26 protein-coding genes are annotated in these 17569 nt (G+C 60.0%); 12 read left to right on the top strand and 14 right to left on the bottom strand.

Annotated features, from left to right (window positions below; translation table 11 throughout):
* Window positions 1-7: 7 nt before the first annotated feature.
* Window positions 8-193, bottom strand: a complete 186-nt coding sequence (locus SynA1562_RS07075) for a hypothetical protein (RefSeq protein WP_114989374.1) — start codon at window positions 191-193, stop codon at window positions 8-10.
* 65 nt (window positions 194-258) lie between these two features.
* Here SynA1562_RS07075 and SynA1562_RS07070 point away from each other — a divergent pair, with 65 nt between their 5' ends.
* The 6 genes from SynA1562_RS07070 to SynA1562_RS07045 all read left to right on the top strand — a co-directional run bounded on the left by SynA1562_RS07070 (window position 259) and on the right by SynA1562_RS07045 (window position 2959).
* Window positions 259-753, top strand: a complete 495-nt coding sequence (locus SynA1562_RS07070; RefSeq protein WP_255445577.1) for a hypothetical protein — start codon at window positions 259-261, stop codon at window positions 751-753.
* Window positions 750-971: a chlorophyll a/b-binding protein gene (locus tag SynA1562_RS07065; protein ID WP_115009146.1), complete on the top strand. Its 222-nt coding sequence runs from the start codon at window positions 750-752 to the stop codon at window positions 969-971. Before SynA1562_RS07070 ends, SynA1562_RS07065 begins: the two co-directional genes overlap by 4 nt.
* Before the next feature lie 3 nt (window positions 972-974).
* The gene (locus SynA1562_RS07060) at window positions 975-1631 is read left to right on the top strand and encodes a methyltransferase domain-containing protein (protein ID WP_186493298.1); all 657 of its coding nucleotides are present in this window, start codon (window positions 975-977) and stop codon (window positions 1629-1631) included.
* Window positions 1632-1709: 78 nt separating this feature from the next.
* On the top strand, window positions 1710-1892 hold the full coding sequence (locus tag SynA1562_RS07055) for a hypothetical protein (protein ID WP_186493297.1): 183 nt from the start codon (window positions 1710-1712) through the stop codon (window positions 1890-1892).
* Window positions 1874-2596, top strand: a complete 723-nt coding sequence (locus SynA1562_RS07050; protein WP_186493296.1) for an esterase — start codon at window positions 1874-1876, stop codon at window positions 2594-2596. The genes SynA1562_RS07055 and SynA1562_RS07050 overlap by 19 nt, the downstream gene beginning before the upstream one ends.
* Before the next feature lie 18 nt (window positions 2597-2614).
* The gene (locus SynA1562_RS07045) at window positions 2615-2959 is read left to right on the top strand and encodes a molecular chaperone DnaJ (RefSeq protein WP_186493295.1); all 345 of its coding nucleotides are present in this window, start codon (window positions 2615-2617) and stop codon (window positions 2957-2959) included.
* A 16-nt stretch (window positions 2960-2975) separates the two neighbouring features.
* On the opposite strand, the gene SynA1562_RS07040 is transcribed toward SynA1562_RS07045, so the two are convergent.
* Window positions 2976-3098, bottom strand: a complete 123-nt coding sequence (locus SynA1562_RS07040; protein ID WP_006849913.1) for a hypothetical protein — start codon at window positions 3096-3098, stop codon at window positions 2976-2978.
* A gap of 613 nt (window positions 3099-3711) precedes the next feature.
* Between SynA1562_RS07040 and SynA1562_RS07035 the strand changes: the two genes are divergently transcribed.
* A complete protein-coding gene (locus tag SynA1562_RS07035; protein WP_186493294.1) occupies window positions 3712-3861 on the top strand; it encodes a hypothetical protein in 150 nt (49 codons plus the stop codon).
* A 1-nt stretch (window position 3862) separates the two neighbouring features.
* Here the strand turns inward: SynA1562_RS07035 and SynA1562_RS07030 are convergent, their stop codons facing one another.
* The 9 genes from SynA1562_RS07030 to SynA1562_RS06990 all read right to left on the bottom strand — a co-directional run bounded on the left by SynA1562_RS07030 (window position 3863) and on the right by SynA1562_RS06990 (window position 11565).
* Window positions 3863-4117 (bottom strand): hypothetical protein, encoded by a 255-nt coding sequence (locus tag SynA1562_RS07030; protein WP_186493293.1) that lies wholly within the window; start codon window positions 4115-4117, stop codon window positions 3863-3865.
* Window positions 4118-4134: 17 nt separating this feature from the next.
* Complete coding sequence (locus SynA1562_RS07025; RefSeq protein ID WP_186493292.1) at window positions 4135-4491, bottom strand: hypothetical protein; 357 nt, start codon at window positions 4489-4491, stop codon at window positions 4135-4137.
* A gap of 221 nt (window positions 4492-4712) precedes the next feature.
* Window positions 4713-5258 carry a DUF1543 domain-containing protein gene (locus SynA1562_RS07020; RefSeq protein WP_186493291.1) on the bottom strand — a complete coding sequence of 182 codons (546 nt, stop codon included), beginning with the start codon at window positions 5256-5258 and terminating at the stop codon, window positions 4713-4715.
* Window positions 5255-5653: a hypothetical protein gene (locus SynA1562_RS07015; RefSeq protein WP_186493290.1), complete on the bottom strand. Its 399-nt coding sequence runs from the start codon at window positions 5651-5653 to the stop codon at window positions 5255-5257. Before SynA1562_RS07015 ends, SynA1562_RS07020 begins: the two co-directional genes overlap by 4 nt.
* Window positions 5654-5677: 24 nt before the next feature.
* A complete protein-coding gene (locus tag SynA1562_RS07010; RefSeq protein WP_255445576.1) occupies window positions 5678-5878 on the bottom strand; it encodes a hypothetical protein in 201 nt (66 codons plus the stop codon).
* A gap of 318 nt (window positions 5879-6196) precedes the next feature.
* Window positions 6197-6397: a hypothetical protein gene (locus tag SynA1562_RS07005; protein WP_186493288.1), complete on the bottom strand. Its 201-nt coding sequence runs from the start codon at window positions 6395-6397 to the stop codon at window positions 6197-6199.
* Window positions 6398-6447: 50 nt separating this feature from the next.
* Window positions 6448-7380 (bottom strand): DUF3598 family protein, encoded by a 933-nt coding sequence (locus SynA1562_RS07000; protein WP_186493287.1) that lies wholly within the window; start codon window positions 7378-7380, stop codon window positions 6448-6450.
* A gap of 28 nt (window positions 7381-7408) precedes the next feature.
* A complete protein-coding gene (locus tag SynA1562_RS06995; protein ID WP_186493286.1) occupies window positions 7409-9910 on the bottom strand; it encodes a ligase-associated DNA damage response DEXH box helicase in 2502 nt (833 codons plus the stop codon).
* Window positions 9910-11565, bottom strand: coding sequence for an ATP-dependent DNA ligase (locus SynA1562_RS06990; RefSeq protein WP_186495347.1), 1656 nt, complete (start codon window positions 11563-11565; stop codon window positions 9910-9912). Before SynA1562_RS06990 ends, SynA1562_RS06995 begins: the two co-directional genes overlap by 1 nt.
* 119 nt (window positions 11566-11684) lie before the next feature.
* On the opposite strand from SynA1562_RS06990, the gene SynA1562_RS06985 reads away from it, so the two are divergent.
* Window positions 11685-11945, top strand: a complete 261-nt coding sequence (locus SynA1562_RS06985; protein ID WP_186493285.1) for a hypothetical protein — start codon at window positions 11685-11687, stop codon at window positions 11943-11945.
* Here SynA1562_RS06985 and SynA1562_RS06980 read toward each other — a convergent pair.
* A complete protein-coding gene (locus tag SynA1562_RS06980; protein ID WP_186493284.1) occupies window positions 11942-12928 on the bottom strand; it encodes a ligase-associated DNA damage response exonuclease in 987 nt (328 codons plus the stop codon). The two genes, SynA1562_RS06985 and SynA1562_RS06980, sit on opposite strands and share 4 nt — an antisense overlap.
* Window positions 12929-12995: 67 nt before the next feature.
* On the opposite strand from SynA1562_RS06980, the gene SynA1562_RS06975 reads away from it, so the two are divergent.
* Complete coding sequence (locus SynA1562_RS06975) at window positions 12996-13229, top strand: hypothetical protein (RefSeq protein ID WP_186493283.1); 234 nt, start codon at window positions 12996-12998, stop codon at window positions 13227-13229.
* On the opposite strand, the gene SynA1562_RS06970 is transcribed toward SynA1562_RS06975, so the two are convergent.
* Together SynA1562_RS06970 and nadA are read right to left on the bottom strand one after the other, a co-directional pair.
* Window positions 13230-13661, bottom strand: a complete 432-nt coding sequence (locus SynA1562_RS06970) for a hypothetical protein (protein ID WP_186493282.1) — start codon at window positions 13659-13661, stop codon at window positions 13230-13232.
* A gap of 66 nt (window positions 13662-13727) precedes the next feature.
* Complete coding sequence (gene nadA, locus SynA1562_RS06965; RefSeq protein WP_186493281.1) at window positions 13728-14660, bottom strand: quinolinate synthase NadA; 933 nt, start codon at window positions 14658-14660, stop codon at window positions 13728-13730.
* Window positions 14661-14713: 53 nt separating this feature from the next.
* Here nadA and SynA1562_RS06960 point away from each other — a divergent pair, with 53 nt between their 5' ends.
* The 3 genes from SynA1562_RS06960 (at window position 14714) to SynA1562_RS06950 (ending at window position 17567) form a co-directional block, all read left to right on the top strand.
* Window positions 14714-15562 (top strand): TIGR04168 family protein, encoded by an 849-nt coding sequence (locus SynA1562_RS06960; RefSeq protein ID WP_186495346.1) that lies wholly within the window; start codon window positions 14714-14716, stop codon window positions 15560-15562.
* Entirely contained in the window at window positions 15556-16641 is a 1086-nt protein-coding gene (locus SynA1562_RS06955) for a hypothetical protein (protein WP_186493280.1), read from the top strand. Before SynA1562_RS06960 ends, SynA1562_RS06955 begins: the two co-directional genes overlap by 7 nt.
* A gap of 206 nt (window positions 16642-16847) precedes the next feature.
* On the top strand, window positions 16848-17567 hold the full coding sequence (locus SynA1562_RS06950) for a glycoside hydrolase family 104 protein (RefSeq protein ID WP_186493279.1): 720 nt from the start codon (window positions 16848-16850) through the stop codon (window positions 17565-17567).
* Window positions 17568-17569: the final 2 nt, after the last annotated feature.

Below are 17569 nucleotides of genomic sequence, written 5' to 3'. Positions count from 1 at the left end.
GCGCCGTTCAAGCCTCCGTCCTGAGGATTGAATCGATGCAGTTCGGGTGCTGACGGATGTAGGCGTTGAACTCCATGGCCAGGAGACGGGCCTCAAAGGCATCGGTGGCGTAGAAGCAGGATTCCAGCTTTTCTCCGTTGGATGTCTTGTGTCGGACGGTGTAGGCAGCCCGTCCTTGAGCAATGCTGGCCATGGACTGTTGAAGCAGTCGTTTCAAGCTGGCACTCCTGCCGGGTGGAATTCCATAACCATTGATTCATGTTTGCGTTTCAACGCTTCGTAAAGCTGTTTGAAGCAACCGACAGTCCGTTCGACCTCTCTGCCCGCATCCCGCTGCCCATGGCATCCCCTGCTTTGGCCTTCAACGTTGCTCTCGCTTCACTTCTGTCCCTGATCGCAGGGCCTGTCAAGGCGGAATGGCAGCCGATGCAGGAGCCAGCGGTTTGGCAATTCCGTCGCGGCGATCTGCTTCCCGGCGACGGTTGGATCTTCATGGAGGCCCTCGACACCCCCGCCCTCAAGGCGGCTGAATACATCCGTTCCCCCCAGAGCGTGGACGGTTCCGTCGAGGTGGAGGCAGGCCTGCTGATCCAGCGCGCTGGCCAGGACCAGTGGACCCAACGGGTCCTGCCGATGCGTGCCAACTGCGCCAGCGGTCAGCTGGAGCAACGTCAGGCCAATGGTGCCTGGACCGTCTACCCCGGTCGCGATGGAACCGTGGTTAAGGTCCGCTGGATCTGCGCACTGCAATGAGTCGGCCTGCTTTTCGTTACGAGGAACCGGAACGCTTCGGCGAGTCGCTCACCACAGCACGCCCCTGGAACCGTTCTGCCCTGACTGATGTTGAGCGGCTCAATGGCCGGGTGGCCATGCTCGGTTTCTTGGCTGCCGTGGTGCTTGAAAAGGCCACCGGCTTGGGAATCGCAGGTCAGCTTGGTGCAGCCCTGCGCTGGTACCTGCAGCTGGGTTGATCGATGACGGTTGTTCCTGTTCTGAAGGAGTCCCAACGCTTCAAGTTGGATGCCACCGATGACGCGATCTTCTACAGCGAGCCGCGTTTCGTTCACCACCTGGATGCGGGTTTTCGTGCACGGCTGACGACCCTTTACCGAGAGCGAATCCCTCCCTGTGCCCAGGTGCTTGATCTGATGAGCAGTTGGGTGAGCCACCTGCCGGACGACGTCAGTTACGACAACGTCATCGGCCATGGCCTCAATGCTGATGAGCTGAGTGCCAACCCCCGATTGGACCGGCACTGGGTTCAGAACCTCAACCGCGACCAAACCCTCCCGGTTGAGGATGCATCCATCGACGCCACTCTGATCGTGGCCGGTTGGCAGTACCTGCAACAGCCCGAGCCGATCGCCTCAGAGCTGTGGCGGATCACCCGTCCCCGGGGCCAGGTGATCGTGGCGTTTTCGAATCGAATGTTCTTCACCAAGGCTCCCCAGGTCTGGACCGACGGTGATGACGGTGATCACCTCCGTTATGTCGCTGAGGTGTTGATGGCCCAGGGTTGGCCCCAGCCGGAGATCGTTGCCGAAGACACCCGCGCTGAGGGGGTGATGGGCTTGTTCGGCGGTAAGGGGGATCCTTTCTTTGCCGTTGTGGCTGAGAAACCTCTCCAGTGATTCCTCGGCTTTCCTTTGACTTGAAGGGATGGACGTTGTTCTGAATTGCGGCAGCGTGAGCCGAGAACCAGGATCTGCATGAGCTTTACCCTTCCGGGTCTTCTCCCCTGGCGGTTCAGGATCGTGTTAATCGGTCAGCAGGTTGTTCTTGAGGCTTCGTATGAGGACCAACAGCTGAGCACGGTTCTTGAACCTGGTGGAAGCCGCATTTGGCGTGGTTACGACCTGATCAAGGCCCCGCAATGTGCGTTGATCAGGTGAGGAGCACGTCTCGCCTTACCCAGCCCGTCGTCATCTTTGGTGGCTTTCTGATCACGCAGGAGGCCTACCGGCCCCTGGCCGACTGGATTAATCAGGCCACTGGTGTTGCCGTGCGCATCGTGCCTGCGTCCAAATTGGATTGGTTGGCCACCAGCTGGGGCTTTGGTTGGCGTCGCCTGCTTGATCGCGTTGATGCCGCTGTGCGCGAGCTTCAAAGCCAGTCGCCCACAGGGCGCGTCACCTTGATTGGTCACAGTTCCGGCGGGGTGATGTTGCGGCCTTATCTGGCCGATCAGACTTTTCTGGGCCGCCGTTTCAACGGTGCAGCCCGATGCAACCGCCTGATCACGCTCGGCAGCCCCCACCAGGCCCTGCGTGCCACACCGCTGCGGGCTCGCGTGGATCGTGAGTTTCCGGGTTGCCCTGAAGCCGATCGGGTCGACTACGTGGCGGTTGCGGGTCGGCTTGATCCGCTGGGAGCGAATGCATCCAACTTTTCGCGCCGCAGCGCTGCCCGCAGCTATCGACAGATCATGGGCGACCCCGATCTGCAGGGGGATGGTCTGGTGCCGCTCCCATCAGCCCTGCTGCGGGATGCCCGTGGGATTGAGCTGGACGATACGGCCCATGGCGGATTGTTCGGCCAAAGCTGGTACGGCTCCACCGATCGGATCCAGCGCTGGTGGTCGCTGCTCGGCGACTGAACCAGGCCATCAGGCATTGTGGCCTGCTTCGGAGATCAGCTTGTGCAGGAATCGAAAGGGTTTGGGGGTGAGGCCAGGTCGGCCAAACGCAAAACAAGCAACAAGCGCAAGCCGGGAACGTCAAATCATCGTCGCGATCAATGCCCAATGGGGCGCGACCCCGGCCTCGAGGCGATTCAAGCCAGGCAGTGCCTTGGCCTGCCGCTGACTGGACGGTTGACCGTTGCCCAGGTGAAGCGGGCCCACAAACTTCTGGCTGTTCAACATCACCCCGACAAAGGGGGCGACCCTGAGGTGATGACGCGCTTCAACACAGCTCGCGATGTGCTGCTTGAGCCTGAGATGGAAATGCTTGCCGCCTGACGTGCCTTGAAGCGCGTCAGCTGCCGCTGCTGCGGCCCAGCACCAGCCAGGTGATCAACATCAACCCACTCAGGCTGACCACGGTGTAGATCCAATCGGCGTATGGCGTCCAGAACAGTCCCGCAACGGGGGCTGTCATCGGTCCCAGACCAGCAGCAGCACCACAAACAAGGCCCCAAAGACGAGGAAGGGCGTGAGCAGCGTCAGCAGAGACTGTGTTTCGATCGTTCCGTTTGCAGCAGGCGGATCATCCAGCGGTCTGTTTTGATCTGTCAAATCTCTGTTATTCACTGAGATTCAGGCCAAAGCCAGCGGCCCATCAACCTTCATCGGGATCAAGCAGTGGGATGAACAACCGTCAGCGTCAACTCCTCATCGCTTTCTCGGCCTCGATGGGGCTCGGTTTGCTCGGTGGTTTGGCGTTCAATGTCACGTCTCAACTGATCCGGCCGGGCAAGATTGATCTGGGTCCGGCATCCCCAGGAGGGCCCTCGCTTCAAGCTCCTGCATTGCCTGAGCAGAACACTGGTTCATCCGATCCCGGCTGTGTTGTTCCCCCAGGAGGTGGTCCTCCCGTCACGCTGAACTTTCAGCCTTGTTGATTGCAGCATTGGGGAAGGCATGGGACCCAGGCGCCAAAAGAAAAGATAAAAACGTGCCTTGGTGATACTCAGAATTGTTTCGGTTGTTTTTTCCGATACCGAAATCAAAGGCTGCTCGAGGTGATTGTTTGGTTCAATTCACGACCTCGCATGAACAGCGATCAGCGTCTGAGCTATCTGCACCTGATGAACAAAGCTGCTGAATCTGAAGACAGACAAAGCTATTTCTATTACCTGAAGCTGGCTGAACAAACCCTTCAACGCCAGGATCCCGACGTGATCTGGAAGCCCGCAGGTTGAATCAGCGAATCATGTTTGCCTTGAAAAAACCGAACCCAAGGCCGAACGAAGATGATTGATCGCGATGCAGGGTGACTGACACATCGAAATCGAGAAGATCTGATTGTTCGATGTCCTCACGCTTGAGGCTGTAGCTGTTCTCGACCTCAAAGCGGTCGATGATCTCATCGCGATGGGTCTCCAAATAATCCACCACCTGCTTCAGCACATGGTCGCGCCAGGCCTCACTGGCATCGTTGCCAACTTGTTTGGGCATCGTTCCTTGAACCCTGCTTACAGATTGAAGCCAAGCCCGACATTGACCCGGGTGCCTTGCCGGTGGGGGTGAACAGGAATGATCCACGGCGCTGGGGCAACGATGACCCGCTGGGGCACCGGTGAAACCATGGGCCCGTACACCGGTGAATAGGTGCGGTAAGGGGGGCGGTAGCTGCTTTCGATCGCTCTTCTGTAACCCTGCCTGTAGCCCCTGTTGTAGGCCTTCTTCTTTTTGCGTGAGTGGTGGTGATGGTGATCACCATGGACTGCAGCTGCGGAACTCACGCCGGTTCCGGCGAGGATGGCAACCAGCGCAGTTGTGCTGAGACGTTGGGCTGGCGACACTGAAGGCGGATGGAGTGGGCTGACCATAGACCGACTGAATCTCCAAACTTCGTCCAGTTCCCAACCAGATGTGACTGAATCTTCATCGTGGAATCGGTCTGCTTATGGCGTGTCGGTGCGTTGTTCGAGTACGAATCGCAACGCCCACAGTCCGGCATAGGAGCCCGTCAGAACAAGGAGGATCAGGATCAGCACGACTCATCCTCAGCGTGGTTGTGTGTTGTAGCTGACCTGTGTTTGTTTTGTGGTCAGATCCTCCAGTAGCCGTACCAATCGGGGTGCACTGGTGCGTCGCCAACGTCAGGATCCGCGATCAGTTTCAAATGCCACTGGCCATTGCCCTGAATCGGCAGCAGATCATCGAGGCTGCCGTCCATGTCGACAGGGTGAAGATCATCCTTGTGAATCTGTTCCTGACCTTGCAGCCAACGCTGGCGTGCCCGTGCTTTTGCAGAGGCTGAAGAATGGGCTACGATCACTCCGAAGGCGTGCTGTTCCGCCATTGATGTGGGGACGTAGGCGCCAAGGTTGACGAACCACAGACGCGGAGCATCTGCACTGGTTGCGTCCTGTGCGTGCTCAACAACCTCAATGCGATGTCCATCGGCATGGTCGATGCAGCGGTAGCTGTCGATGTGCAGGCCACGGCGAAGGCCGATCCATTCCTTGCGTAGGGCTGGCAACGTTGCGTCGATGGTTTCGCCCACGACCCAGCGCACATCGTGTTGCTCCACGTGGCAGCCCTTGCAACGCCCCCCCAGCACCACCAGGAAAAGCTTCTTGGCGCTGCTCATGGCCGTGCCGTCGACGCCGAGTCGGCATGGGCGACGACAGCACGGCAGTGGGCGATGAACTCCTCGGCGTCTTTCTCTCCTTTGGCTTCCTTGGTCTGCCGGCTGAGAATCTCAAAGCTCGCAGTGGTGGTGCTGCTCACCGGGGAAACGGTCGGACTGCGCTGCCCATCATGAAGGCAATGGTCCAACGCCTGTCCGTCGTAGGGGTCCGTGCCATCACAACGCTGAAAGGCTGCATGGATGGCATCGATGGCCTCCTTCACCTGATACGCGGCTCCACGCTTTCTGGCGCGCTTGGTGATCGTGACCGCGGTGCGGTTCAGCAGCTGCTTGTAGCTGTCGGCGTGGATGTCCAGCCAGCTGGGGGGTGTGACCGACAACGGATTGCGTCCCATGCACCCCTCGCTGACTTCAGCTGTTCAGACTTTTTCGAGCCAGGCCACAAACAATCGGCGGATTTCCTCTTCGTTGGTGACCCGTTCGCTCAGAGAGGCCGTGACTGCACCGGGGTGCTCGCGCTGCACGATCTGTTCAGCCTCGTAGGCATCCGCCGCTTCAACAGGCCTGAAGCCAGCGTCAACGGCCGCTGGAGAGCAATAGAAGACGGGGTAACGGCTCATCGGGTTGCTGCAACCTCCAACCGATAGCAACGATTGTGCAATCGAGGGAATTGTTGAAAGGAGTTCGCTGCCGCATCTCATGGTTCAGTGATCTTCCTTAAGTCCCGAGCCTGAACTAATGCCGCTTCATACCTTTGGTGGTTCTTGCTGAGACACCTTGGCCTTTGATTCTGGAGATAAAACTGATCGATTCATTGCTGCCGCCAAGACACGGGCGGAAGCTGCGTTGAATGAGCCGGCCCCAAAACTGACGGCCTTAGAAAAGGGAATGCTGGAGTCGCTGCGACGGGGTGGAAGGCCCGTACGCCATGGCTGATATCAGCGCATCAGCAGCCAAACGGCCAAGCCGCCACAACCAAAACCTTTGACGAACTGAGCCCAGGTGAGGCCGTAGGTATCGAGCGAGAGCGTTCTCATCATCAGATTCAGAACCTCCTTGTGTTTTCGAATCAACGGTGAGCTGTTGGCCGTGTTCAGTTGGGGAATCTGTTTGAGTTTGATCTCGCCAAGCTTTGCCAACGTTTCTGATCTCTGCAGGTTTGGAACTTTAAGGGTGATCCAGTTGGATCTCAATTCGGAAGCGTCCCGGGACTGAGGCTTTGGTGTGTCACGTCGATCAGCTCTAAATCCTTGTCGTATTCCGCTGTGATGGTCTGCATCGCATCGTCGCGCAACATCCAGATCACCTGAATGGAAAAGGGCTGCATCGGAGTGATGCGTTTTGGACAACGCAGGATGATGTGATCCGGAAGGTAGTGATTGGATTGATCCGATTCTCCGGGGGGCATCCATTGCCAGAACGTGGGGCTGGCGGGCAAGCGCGATAAATCCTTGAGAATCTGTCGCCCTTGCCCTTGCCATTGGCCGACGGGATGCCAGGGATTCACCTGATCGATGGCGTTTGTCCAACCATCGGTTGGGGCGTTGCCCCGTTGTTCTCTGATCGAAGCGGTGCGAAGTAACGCCCTATCTTTCCCGTAGAGCACTCCCACGCTGTGGCGACGATCGCCATCCATCAGAAACAGCTCAAAGGGTGTGAACTGGTTTGGCTCCAACGACGGGATCAACCAGGCAGCGGCACCATTGTCGAGAGCAAGGCCGCGCATGGGAATGCTGGCTGGATGAGCAAAACCATCACGTTGATTGTGATCTTTGACGTTGTAGGACCATTGCTTGTGTCTTGAGCGACCGTCCGCATAGCGGTGGCGATTGTTTTGAACGATCTCCGTCGTGGCTGAGTTGGCGGTGAATTCGCGTGTGCTGGCGAAGCTTTCTTTGACGTCTCCTTCCGGTGTGTATCGCGTCCAGCTTCCCTTCCATGTCCCCAGGTGGTTGTTCCAAAAGGCATGCCAATTTCGTTCTGCTAACTGCTCTTCTGTTGTGAATGCTGCTGTGGAGATTGACCTGCGTGCCGATCCATCGGCTCGGCTTAAACCTGGCTCAACAACAGCCAGGCCAAACAACAGGGCGCTGTGACCCAGAACCGTGAACCAACGCCCCATGGTGTTGTTGCAATACGCCAATCCTGGCTCAACCCTCTTTGCGGATGGCTTCGTCCTTCATTCGCTGAACCCGCTCCAAAACGGATTCATTGCTCATCCTGTTGTTGAGCCGTTCCACCAGCAGCGGAAAGGCCAGCGGGCTGGGGCGAGGGGTTTCAACGTGGAGCCATTCCTGGCTTGCGGCGCGTTCCAAGGCAGCCTCCAGACGTGAGATCTCCAACTGGTCATCGAGCACTTCCTGTTGGGCCTGGAGCAGCAAGCGATTGTTCGGCTCATGGCGGCTGAACACATCGAAGAGCAGCGAGGCACTGATCTGAAGTTGGCCGGTGCTTTTGCTCGATCCAGGGAAGCCGCGGTTCATCAGACCAGCGATCTGGGCGATGGCGCGGAATCGTCGCCGTTGCAGCTCGGAAAGATTCAGTGCGTTCTTCAGATCCCGCTCCAGTTGTTGCCGATCGAGTAGCAGATCGATGTGGTCTTCCAGCAGCTCCGCCATGGGGTAGCTCTTCGGTGCCAACAGCTCAAAGCCGTAGTCGTTGACCGACACCGTGATCGTGCCCCGCTCCAGACGGGTGAGCCGCGACGCCCAGAGGAAGCCGATGCCCTCATGCACGAACCGTCCTTCAAAGGGGTAGGCAAACAGGTGCGTGCCTTCGCGGGTGCGACAGGTTTCAATCAACAGCTGACCAACCGTCGGCAGCACCGAGATGTCCTGTTGTCGATCAAACAGGGGTTTCAGAGCCTGCAGTTCAGCGTTGTCGAGATCACCCCGGCTGGCACGGTCCACCTCGAGACGTAGGTGATGGGTCAGCAGATCGGAGAGGGCCATCTGTCCCCCTGCCCAGGCAGGCACCGTGCGCGTTTTCTTGGTGCTCACTTTCACGTAAGCGGTCATGTCCCGCAGCCGCACGAATTCCAGCTGGCGGCCGGAGAAGAAGAACACATCCTTCGGCTTGAGCTGGCTGATGAAGGTCTCCTCCACATGGCCGAGAACGGCACCACGCACAAACCGCACCGTGATCGCCGGTGCGGCCGTGATTGTTCCGACGTTGAGACGGTGCAGCCGGGCGATGGCTTTTTCTCGGACCCGGTAGCGCTGGCTTATCTCCTCCCATTCGAGCTTGCGGTAGCGGGGATAGGCCCCCAGGCACTCTCCGCCCTGCTCGAGAAACAGCATGCACCAGTCCCAGTCCTCCTGACTCAGATCGGCGTAGGCCGCACAGCTCCGCACGGTCTGCAACGTTTGCTCAGGATTAAAGCAAGGGCCGCAGGCCAACCCCGTGAGGTGCTGCAGCAGAACATCAAGAGGGGCTTTCGGCGGCTTGCGTTGTTCCACCAGACCCTCCGCCAACCCCCGCCGCACGGCACTGAGTTCGAGCAGTTCAAGGGCATTGGTGGGCATGAACAGCACCTGGGATGTTCCGCCGGGCAAGTGCGCTGACCGGCCTGCCCGCTGCAGCAGCCGCGCCAGATTCTTGGGGCTCCCGATCTGCACCACCTGTTCCACGGGCTGGAAGTCCACCCCGAGATCCAGAGAGCTGGTGCAGACCACCCAACGAATGCTGCCGGCTTTCACGGAGGCTTCGATCGCTTCCCGCTCGCTGCGATCAATGGCGCTGTGGTGCAGGGCCAATCCCTCCTCCATTTCCGGGCAGGCGAAGCGCAGACACTGGTGCCAACGCTCCGACTGATTGCGTGTGTTGGTGAACAGCAAGGTGCTGATGCCGGGGTTGAGGCGGGCCACCAGCTCCTCGTACATCCGCAAACCGAGATGTCCGGCCCAGGGGAAGCCATCGATCGTGTCCGGGAGGATGCTCTGAATCTCCGTGCTGCGGGCTGGCGCGCCCCCGATCAGCTGCGGTTCGCCTGCCGTCCCCAGGGCATGGCGCGCCGCCTGCTCGATGTTGCCGATGGTGGCACTGATGGCCCAGGTCTGGAGCTGGGGACGCAGCTGCCGCAACCAGCTCAGGCACAGCTCCGTCTGGCTGCCCCGTTTGCTGCCCATCAACTCGTGCCATTCATCGAGGATCACCGTCTCGAGTTGGCCAAACAGCTCTTCGGCCTTGGCATTGCTCAGCAGCAGGGCGAGGGACTCCGGAGTCGTCACCAGAATCTGTGGTGGTGCCTTGAGCTGTTTGGTGCGTTCGCTGCTGCTGCTGTCGCCATTGCGGATGCCCACCCGAATCGGCCAGCCCATCGCCTCGATCGGCTCGCGGATCGCCAGCGACAAGTCGCGGCTGAGGGCCCGCAAGGGCGTGATGTAGAGCAGACGTATTCCCTTCAACGGCTGCTCCTCCGCCAACATCCGCGCGATCGGTCCCATCACGGCGGCGAAGGTTTTGCCAGACCCTGTGGGCACTTGGATCAACCCATTCCGCCCCGCCAGATAGGCGCTCCAGGTCTGCTGCTGAAACGGCAGTGGTGTCCAGTTCCTTTGCGCGAACCATGCATGAATCGGGTTCAAGCGAGGGTCGTTGGTTGATGGTTTGGCCTTTGCTTCCGCTTTTGCACTCTTTTTTGAAGGTGCCATCAGCGGTTCTCGATCAATGCCATCGCGGTCTGGAGTGAATCCGCTTCATCGGCGGGTTTGTCGCGTCGCCAGCGCAGGATGCGCGGAAAACGCACGGCGATGCCTGATTTATGGCGTTTTGAGGAGTGGATGCCCTCAAATCCGATTTCAAACACCAGCTCGGTTTTCAGGGACCGTGCTGGCCCGAAGCGCTGCAGGGTGTTGCGTCGGATCCAGCGGTCCAGTTCGAGGATTTCGGCATCATTGAGGCCGGAATAAGCCTTGGCGAAGGTCACCAAATGCGGCTCTTTAGCGTTGGTCCAGAGGCCGAAGGTGTAATCGGTGAACAGGTTGGCGCGTCGCCCACTGCCGGCCTGGGCATAGAGGAGCACCGCATCGAGGGTCATTGGCTCCAGCTTGTGTTTCCACCAGTTGCCGCGTTTGCGCCCGCTGAGATAAGGCGAATCCGCTTGTTTGAGCATCAGCCCTTCGGCGTTGTGTTGACGCGCCAGGTTCCGTTGTTTCTCCAGCTCTCCCCAGGTGTCGATCGACCAGGACGGGCTCTGCTTCAACCGCCACGACTCGGGATGCTCGATGCTGCCCAGCAGCTGAGCTAAATGCTGCTGACGCTGCCGTAATCCCAGCTGGCGAATGTCCGTGCCCTGATGTTCCAGCAGGTCGTAGGCGATGAACCGCATCGGGCAGTCGCGTTTCAATGTTGCCCCAACGGTTTTGCGGCCGAGACGTCGTTGCAGCTGATCAAAACCAAGTGGCGTGGCCGCGTCCTGTTGCCAGCAGATCAGCTCGCCGTCCAGAACGCTTCCTGACGGCAAGGCCTGAGCCACCTCAACCAGCTCAGGGAAGCTCTCGTTGACCAATTCTTCTCCACGGCTCCAGAGGTAGACGCCGGAACCGCGGTGGATCAGCTGACCGCGGATCCCATCCCATTTCCACTCAAGTTGCCATTCGTTTGCGGATGTCTCCCGCAGTCGTTCGGGCTCCAGGGGACTGGCGAGATAAAAGGGGTAAGGGGTGCCACTGGAATGGTGTTCATCTGCGGTTGCGCTGGCGGTGAGTTGCCTGAAGCGCTCGGCCGAGGGCTCAAAGCCTCCCATCAGCCGTTGCACCACCAGGCTTTCCTCGAGATCAAACGCCTCGGCGATGGCGCGGCTGATCAGGCCCGTCGACACGCCGACACGGAACCCTCCCGTGAGCAGTTTGTTGACGATGAAGTGCTGGTCGAGCGGGGTTCGATGCCACAGCCAGATCACCGCATTGGCTTGGTCCTCATCGCTTCTGGTGCTGATGGCCGGCAGCAGTGTGTCCATCCACCAGCTGAGGTGCATGTCCCCATCACCGCTCGGCAGACCCGGATCGTTTGCTGCGACACGCTCTTGCACGGCAGGCCAGAGCAGGCTGATGGTTTCGGCTGAGTCGCCCACCTGTCCGTAGCAGTCGTCGATCAGCCAATCCGGAAGACCGCCGCGGTCCCGCAGGATGTCGCGGAGTCGACGACCGGTGATCAGCCGCCGGCGGCGTTTGCCCAGCAGCAGCGTCAACGCCCAGGCCGCTTCACCTGCTTCGACCCCCTGAAAGTGATCCACCAGCGCTTGCACCTTGGCCTTGGTGCCCGTGACCTGATCCAACTGATTGAACAGGTTCTGAAAGGCCCGCATGCGCGCTGGAACGGGATGGATGGAAAGCCCCGCCATCCTGACAAGACATTTTGTGAGCAGTGCTGGAAATCCGGCGGAGACCTGTGTTGATCTGAGCGACAGATTCCTGAATCAGCCGGATGGCACTCCTCTGGGACAACCTCGCGCAACAACTGAGCAGCGTGCGCGCTACCGCCTCAGCCACGGCCGTCGTCACCCCCGTGGCTGGCTCGGGCACAGCGGATGATCCATCCGACCGTCGTCTTCGTCTTCAGAAGGCGCTTGAGGCTGTCAAAGACAGCGGCAACGCCATGATGATCGAATCACTCACAGCCGCGATTGAAGGTCGCGAAGCAAACCTCAACCTCCCCGAGCTGCCGGACGGCATCGCCAAGTTCTAGTCCGATTCCCCTTCGAACAGGGTGTCCAGCGGCTCCGCATCCACACCCTCCACCTCCCGCAGGTAACGGGCAAGAACATCACTCTGTCCATGGGTGACGTACACCTTGCGGGCACCGCTGTCCCGAACGGTCTGGATCAGCCCAGGCCAGTCGGCATGATCACTGAGCACGAAGCCGCGCTCATAGCCCCGCCGTCTGCGCGCTCCGCGCACGGCCATCCAACCGGAGGCAAAGGCTGTTTGTGGTGACTTGAACCGACGCATCCAGCTGGAGCGATGGGCCGATGGCGGGGCCAGGATCAAACGCCCATGGAGCGGATCCTTGCGGGTCAGTTCGCTGACGGGACGGCTGGGGGTCATGGGAACTCCCGCCTCGCGGTAGTGGCGGGTGACGGTCTCAACGGCGCCGTGCAGCAGCACCTCCTCCTCGACGCCGATGGCCTTCAGCTCAGCCAGCAAGCGTTGGGCTTTGCCGAAGGCGTAGCAGAACAGCAGGGATGGCCTGCTGCGATCACCGCTCCACCAGGCATGGATGTCCTTGGCCACCTGTTCACCGCTCTGCCAGCGATAGATCGGCATCCCGAAGGTGGCTTCGGTGATCAGCACATCACAGCGCACCGGTTCAAAGGGTTCGCAGCTGGGGTCGTCATCACGTTTGTAATCACCGCTCACCACCCACACCTCCCCCTCTGATTCCAGGCGGATCTGCGCTGAACCAAGCACGTGTCCTGCGCTGTGAAACGACACCTTGCATTGCCCCAGCCAGTGTTCTTCGCCGTAGGCCACCGGGTGAAGCGTGATGTCTTTGCCGAGCCTCTGGCGCAGAACCCCTTCACTTGAGGCCACAGCCCAGTACTCCCCGCATCCGGGTCGGGCGTGGTCGGCATGGGCGTGGGTGATCAGGGCCCGGGGTACTGGACGCCACGGATCAACCCAAGCTTTTGCGGCTCGGCAATACAACCCTTCAGGCGTGCGTTCGATCAAGCTCCGCTGCTGATCGCTGCAAACAGTCTGGAAGCCCCGTACCTTGAGCGCGTTTGCCCCGTTTGCCATGAAGCTTCTGGCTGGCGCTCTGTTTGTTTCAGTCCTGGCTGTGCCCAGTTCCGCTCTGGCGCAGAAAAAGATTCCCAAGGCACAAGGCCACAACCAATGCCCTCTGGGTTACGTCAACACACTGGGCACCACCTGCACGTCTCCCATCTACTACGAGATGAGGCTCACCAACGGTGAAGCTTTCCCTTCCGGCTGGATGAATGTTGGCGCTGGCTATTGCCGCAAGAAGTGATCAGTTCTTCTGTTCAGGCCTGAGGCCACTCCAGCGCTCGAGGGTGTTGATCGACTGAACACCCTCAAGCCGTACTGATCCGGGTCGTGTCCATGTGGGGATGGATCGGATGTTCTCATCCCTGCATTGGTTGACCTGGTCGGGATATTTGTCAGGCAGACCGCATTCCACATAGTTCAGGTGGCGTCCGGCCTGTTTGCCGAAGAGTTTCATCTGCTCTTTGCAGGCGGGGCACCAATGGGCTCCAAAAAATCTGGCTCCCACTTGGTTCAGTTGGTTGGCCAACTGCATGGTTTGTGCCGTGGATTCCGTCGCGGGTTCAGGAATCGGTTGGTTCCACGGTTGTGCAGTCGCTGCGGTGCACAACGTCCCTGACATCGCCGCCATCAAGGTCAGAACCCTGATGCCCTTGGGCTGGATGACGGGGGCCATGCATCGCGGGGCTCGCATTATGGAAATTTATTCGTATGACGCGTCGTTCTTTGATCGGTTGGCGCGTCACCGGCTCATCTCAAGCATGCGCTGCATGGGTTTCATGGCCTTCAGACGCATCGGTTCATCCATCTCGATCGCAGGCGTGAGGGTCTCCAGGCATGCCTTCAGTTTTTCCAGGGTGTTGAGCCGCATGTAGGGGCAGGCATTGCAGCTGCATCCATCGATCCCTGGCACGTCGAGCAGGGTTTTCTCCGGAACCCGTTGCTGCATCTGATGGAGGATCCCTGGTTCCGTCAGAACGATGAAGCTGTTGCAGGAGCTTTGTTCGGCGTAATTCAAAAGCTTGCTGGTGGATCCAATGAAATCCGCCAGGTCCAGCAGGTTCTGCTGGCATTCGGGGTGGGCGATCACTTCAGCCGTGGGATGTTCGTGCTTGAGGGCCAGAACGGCTTCTTCGCTGAAGGTCTCATGAACGATGCAGCGTCCTGGCCAGAGGGTCAGCTCGCGACCGCTCTGTTGCTGAACCCAGCGCCCCAGGTTCTGATCCGGGGCGAAGAGAACGGGCTGATCGGCAGGCAGTTGGTTCACCAGATCAACGGCATTGCTGCTGGTGCAGATCAGATCGCTTTGCGCCTTCACCGCTGCCGTGCAGTTGATGTAACTCACCACAAAGTGGTCGGGGTGTTCTGCACGAAAGCGGGCGAACTCATCAGCGGGGCAGTCGTCCGCCAGAGAGCAACCGGCCTCTAGATCCGGCAGCACCACCGTCTTTTCCGGGCTCAGAATCTTGGCGGTCTCCGCCATGAAGTGCACACCGCAGAACACGATCACATCGGCATCCGTGCTGGCGGCCTTTCGCGACAGCTCTAGGGAGTCACCAACGAAATCGGCGATGTCCTGAATCTCCGGTTCCTGGTAGTAGTGCGCCAGGATCACGGCATTGCGGTCCTGGCGGAGCCGGTTGATCGCCGCAACAACGGCGGTGTCAGCGCTCATCAGGACCGGTTCGGGGCAGGATGGCCACAGCCTAGGCACTCGCTCTGAAGCACCTGCGCCTTGCCATTGCCGGTGATCTGCACGGCGCCTGGGGCGACGCGGATGAGCAGCTGCTGCAGCAGCTCAGGCCTGACGCTGTTCTTTTCGTTGGTGACCTCGCTGATGGAGATCTGCGGCTGACGCGCCGGATCACGCGGCTTCCCTTCCCCGTTGCCGTGATCCTGGGAAACCACGACCGCGGGCGAGATCGCAGTGGCGGCATCCTCGAGCAACAACGCGCTGTGCTCGGCGATCTCCATTGCGCTTGGCGCTCGATCCATTGGCCGGAGCTTCCGTTGACTGTTGTGGGTGCGCGTCCCTGCAGTGCTGGTGGGGGGTTTCACCTCTCGAAAGCTGTGGAGGCGGTGTACGGTCCGGTGTCGCTTGAGGCTTCAGCCGAGCGAATCGTTCAGGCCGCAGCTGAAGTTCCCGCTGATCAGCCCTTGATCGTGATGGCCCACTGCGGTCCCTCGGGCTTGGGATCTGATGCCGCCAGTCCCTGCGGACGTGACTGGAAGCCCCCGGCGGTGGACTGGGGGGATCAGGATCTGGCCCTTGCCCTGGACCGCATGGCCAAGCACCGACCCGCCGATCTGGTGATCTTCGGTCACATGCACCATGCCCTCAAGCGCGGTTCCGGTGTACGCCAGACGCTGTTGCGCCATCGCCATGGAACCGCTCTGATCAACGCCGCCTGTGTGCCTCGTTCAGGGGTGGATGGGCAGGGGCGGATGCTGCTGCATCTCTCTTGGGCTGAATTCCAGGGTTCCCGCCTCACCCAGCTCGCCCATCGCTGGTACACCCCCGATGCTGAGCTGATCCATCAGGAGCGGTTGCCGATCGATGCTCCGCTGCCGTGCTGATCTATCTCTGCAGCAGCAGCCATGGCTTCGGCCATGCGGCTCGCGATGCTGCGGTGTTGCAGCAGCTGCGCCGCCTGCGTCCTGAGTGGACGTTGGTGATGAGCTCGGGCCTGCCCTCCCCGCTACTCCAGCTGTTGTTGGGGGATGCAGCGATTGAGCAACGGTGCTGTCAGTGGGATGTGGGCATGGTGCAGGCCGATGCGCTCGGTGTGGATTGCGCCGCAACTTTCAGTGCCCTGGATCAGCTTGAACAACGGCTGCCGGCCCTGATCGAGGCTGAAGCCGTTTGGCTGGCGTCGCAGGAGCAGCCGGTGTTGATCATCGGGGACATTCCCCCGGCCGCGGCCGCCCTGGCCCAGCGCCTCGATGCACCTCTGGTGTGGATGAGCAATTTCGGCTGGGATGACATCTATGGCCCGTTGGGCCCTGCTTTCCAAGGCTGGGCCGATGCCGCCGCTGAGGCCTACCGCTGCGGTGATCTCCTGCTGCGATGTCCGTTTGACCTCGCCATGAATTGGGGGTTGCCTGAACAGAGGATCGGGTTGGTCTGTGCCAGCCCGCGGCCCATCCCGGCGGATCTTGAGGCTTCCCTTGATGGCCAGGCCGCTCCCCTGGTGCTGGTGGGATTTGGAGGCCTGGGCTTGTCCCTTTCGCGGGATCTGTTTCAGCTTTGGCCCAATCACCATTTCCTGCTGCCGACTTCAGCAGATGGTTCGCAAGCACCGGAGTTGGTAGCGCTCCCCAACCTCACGCTTCTTCCGGATGGGCTGCGTCCCGTTGATGTGCTGGGCCGTTGCTCCCGTTTTCTGGGCAAGCCCGGTTTCAGCAGCTTCTGCGAGGCGATGGCCCAAGGGGTTGGGATGCACGTGGTGGAGCGCAGCGGATTCGCTGAAGCGGCGGCGTTGATGGATGGTCTGCGTCGCCACGGTCAGCACCGCTGCCTTACGCGTCAGGATCTGGACTCGGGGGCATGGCAGCTGGACCAGCCATTGCTGGCGCCGAGCGAAGCTCCTCTTTCTGCATCAGGGGCTGAAGAAGCTGCTCTGGCACTGGTGGGTTGGGCTGAGCAGACCATTTGATTTTCACGAAAAAACTACTTCTTGTCGCGTCAATTTGCTGCCAAGTTGATGCCCTGGCCGATTATTTGACTGGCATATATACCTATTGCTTTGAGCCTTCGGTTCGAGAAAGTCACAGCGAGTGAGATTTTTCTCGCCCGAGCATTTCATCCGCTTCTGATCTGCTCATCGTCCTCTTCTGAGGGCATGTACTTTGAACGCTCTTAATGGCTATCTCTGCATTTATCGGTCGTCAGACGCTTCAAGCGGCCGTGATCGTCGGAGTTCTGCCTGCCCTCTGTTCCCCACTGTCGGCCCGGGCGAGCCTGTTGCCCGCCGCCTCGCGGGCGCAGTTGATTCACACCTCTGAGTTCCAGCCCAGCCGGGCGATTCCCTACGTGATCACGCCCGAACGTCGGGCGATGCTTAACACGATCCGCTTCGCGGAAGGTACCTGGAAAGGTGGCCTCGATGTGGGCTACCGGGTGATGTTCGGAGGTGGTTTGATGCCTTCCCTAGACCGTCATCCCAACCGGGTGATCTACAGCTCCCGCTACGCCAGTGCAGCTGCTGGGGCCTACCAGTTCATGCCCTTCACCTGGAATCTGGTTCAGCGCAGCATCGGCGTGCGCGGTTTCGGACCTGAGGCCCAGGACCAGGGCGCGTTGTTCCTGATCCAGCGGCGCAAAGCTTTGGGTTTGACCGACACCGGTGTTCTCAGCCCGCTTCTCGCAGCCATGCTGGCTCCCGAATGGGCGTCCTTTCCCACCCTTGCCGGTCGCAGCTATTACGGCCAACCCGTCAAAAAATATGCGCGTCTGCGTTCCTTCTATGACGTGAATCTTGCGGAGTTGCGTCGTTTGCGTGATATCAAGCGCCAGGCGCTCGTCGCTCCTCCCCCGGCACTCTGCACCGGGTCGCGCATTGAATGCGCCACCCGGCTCTGAGA

The organism is Synechococcus sp. A15-62, from assembly GCF_014280075.1.
Classification (GTDB): domain Bacteria; phylum Cyanobacteriota; class Cyanobacteriia; order PCC-6307; family Cyanobiaceae; genus Parasynechococcus.
This window is presented reverse-complemented; position numbering and strand designations above follow the sequence as displayed.

Excerpts from the sequence above, each read along its gene's own strand:
- SynA1562_RS06995 (WP_186493286.1), bottom strand. The coding sequence starts at position 9,910 with ATGGCACCTTCAAAAAAGAGTGCAAAAGCGGAAGCAAAGGCCAAACCA.
- SynA1562_RS07000 (WP_186493287.1), bottom strand. The coding sequence starts at position 7,380 with ATGGGGCGTTGGTTCACGGTTCTGGGTCACAGCGCCCTGTTGTTTGGC.
- SynA1562_RS07030 (WP_186493293.1), bottom strand. The coding sequence starts at position 4,117 with ATGCCCAAACAAGTTGGCAACGATGCCAGTGAGGCCTGGCGCGACCAT.
- SynA1562_RS07065 (WP_115009146.1), top strand. The coding sequence starts at position 750 with ATGAGTCGGCCTGCTTTTCGTTACGAGGAACCGGAACGCTTCGGCGAG.
- SynA1562_RS07050 (WP_186493296.1), top strand. The coding sequence starts at position 1,874 with ATGTGCGTTGATCAGGTGAGGAGCACGTCTCGCCTTACCCAGCCCGTC.
- nadA (WP_186493281.1), bottom strand. The coding sequence starts at position 14,660 with ATGAGCGCTGACACCGCCGTTGTTGCGGCGATCAACCGGCTCCGCCAG.
- SynA1562_RS06970 (WP_186493282.1), bottom strand. The coding sequence starts at position 13,661 with ATGGCCCCCGTCATCCAGCCCAAGGGCATCAGGGTTCTGACCTTGATG.
- SynA1562_RS06985 (WP_186493285.1), top strand. The coding sequence starts at position 11,685 with ATGGCACTCCTCTGGGACAACCTCGCGCAACAACTGAGCAGCGTGCGC.
- SynA1562_RS07025 (WP_186493292.1), bottom strand. The coding sequence starts at position 4,491 with ATGGTCAGCCCACTCCATCCGCCTTCAGTGTCGCCAGCCCAACGTCTC.
- SynA1562_RS06975 (WP_186493283.1), top strand. The coding sequence starts at position 12,996 with ATGAAGCTTCTGGCTGGCGCTCTGTTTGTTTCAGTCCTGGCTGTGCCC.
- SynA1562_RS07035 (WP_186493294.1), top strand. The coding sequence starts at position 3,712 with ATGAACAGCGATCAGCGTCTGAGCTATCTGCACCTGATGAACAAAGCT.
- SynA1562_RS07020 (WP_186493291.1), bottom strand. The coding sequence starts at position 5,258 with ATGAGCAGCGCCAAGAAGCTTTTCCTGGTGGTGCTGGGGGGGCGTTGC.
- SynA1562_RS07010 (WP_255445576.1), bottom strand. The coding sequence starts at position 5,878 with ATGAGCCGTTACCCCGTCTTCTATTGCTCTCCAGCGGCCGTTGACGCT.
- SynA1562_RS07055 (WP_186493297.1), top strand. The coding sequence starts at position 1,710 with ATGAGCTTTACCCTTCCGGGTCTTCTCCCCTGGCGGTTCAGGATCGTG.
- SynA1562_RS07075 (WP_114989374.1), bottom strand. The coding sequence starts at position 193 with ATGGCCAGCATTGCTCAAGGACGGGCTGCCTACACCGTCCGACACAAG.
- SynA1562_RS06950 (WP_186493279.1), top strand. The coding sequence starts at position 16,848 with ATGGCTATCTCTGCATTTATCGGTCGTCAGACGCTTCAAGCGGCCGTG.
- SynA1562_RS06990 (WP_186495347.1), bottom strand. The coding sequence starts at position 11,565 with ATGCGGGCCTTTCAGAACCTGTTCAATCAGTTGGATCAGGTCACGGGC.
- SynA1562_RS07070 (WP_255445577.1), top strand. The coding sequence starts at position 259 with ATGTTTGCGTTTCAACGCTTCGTAAAGCTGTTTGAAGCAACCGACAGT.
- SynA1562_RS07015 (WP_186493290.1), bottom strand. The coding sequence starts at position 5,653 with ATGGGACGCAATCCGTTGTCGGTCACACCCCCCAGCTGGCTGGACATC.
- SynA1562_RS07060 (WP_186493298.1), top strand. The coding sequence starts at position 975 with ATGACGGTTGTTCCTGTTCTGAAGGAGTCCCAACGCTTCAAGTTGGAT.
- SynA1562_RS07040 (WP_006849913.1), bottom strand. The coding sequence starts at position 3,098 with ATGACAGCCCCCGTTGCGGGACTGTTCTGGACGCCATACGCCGATTGG.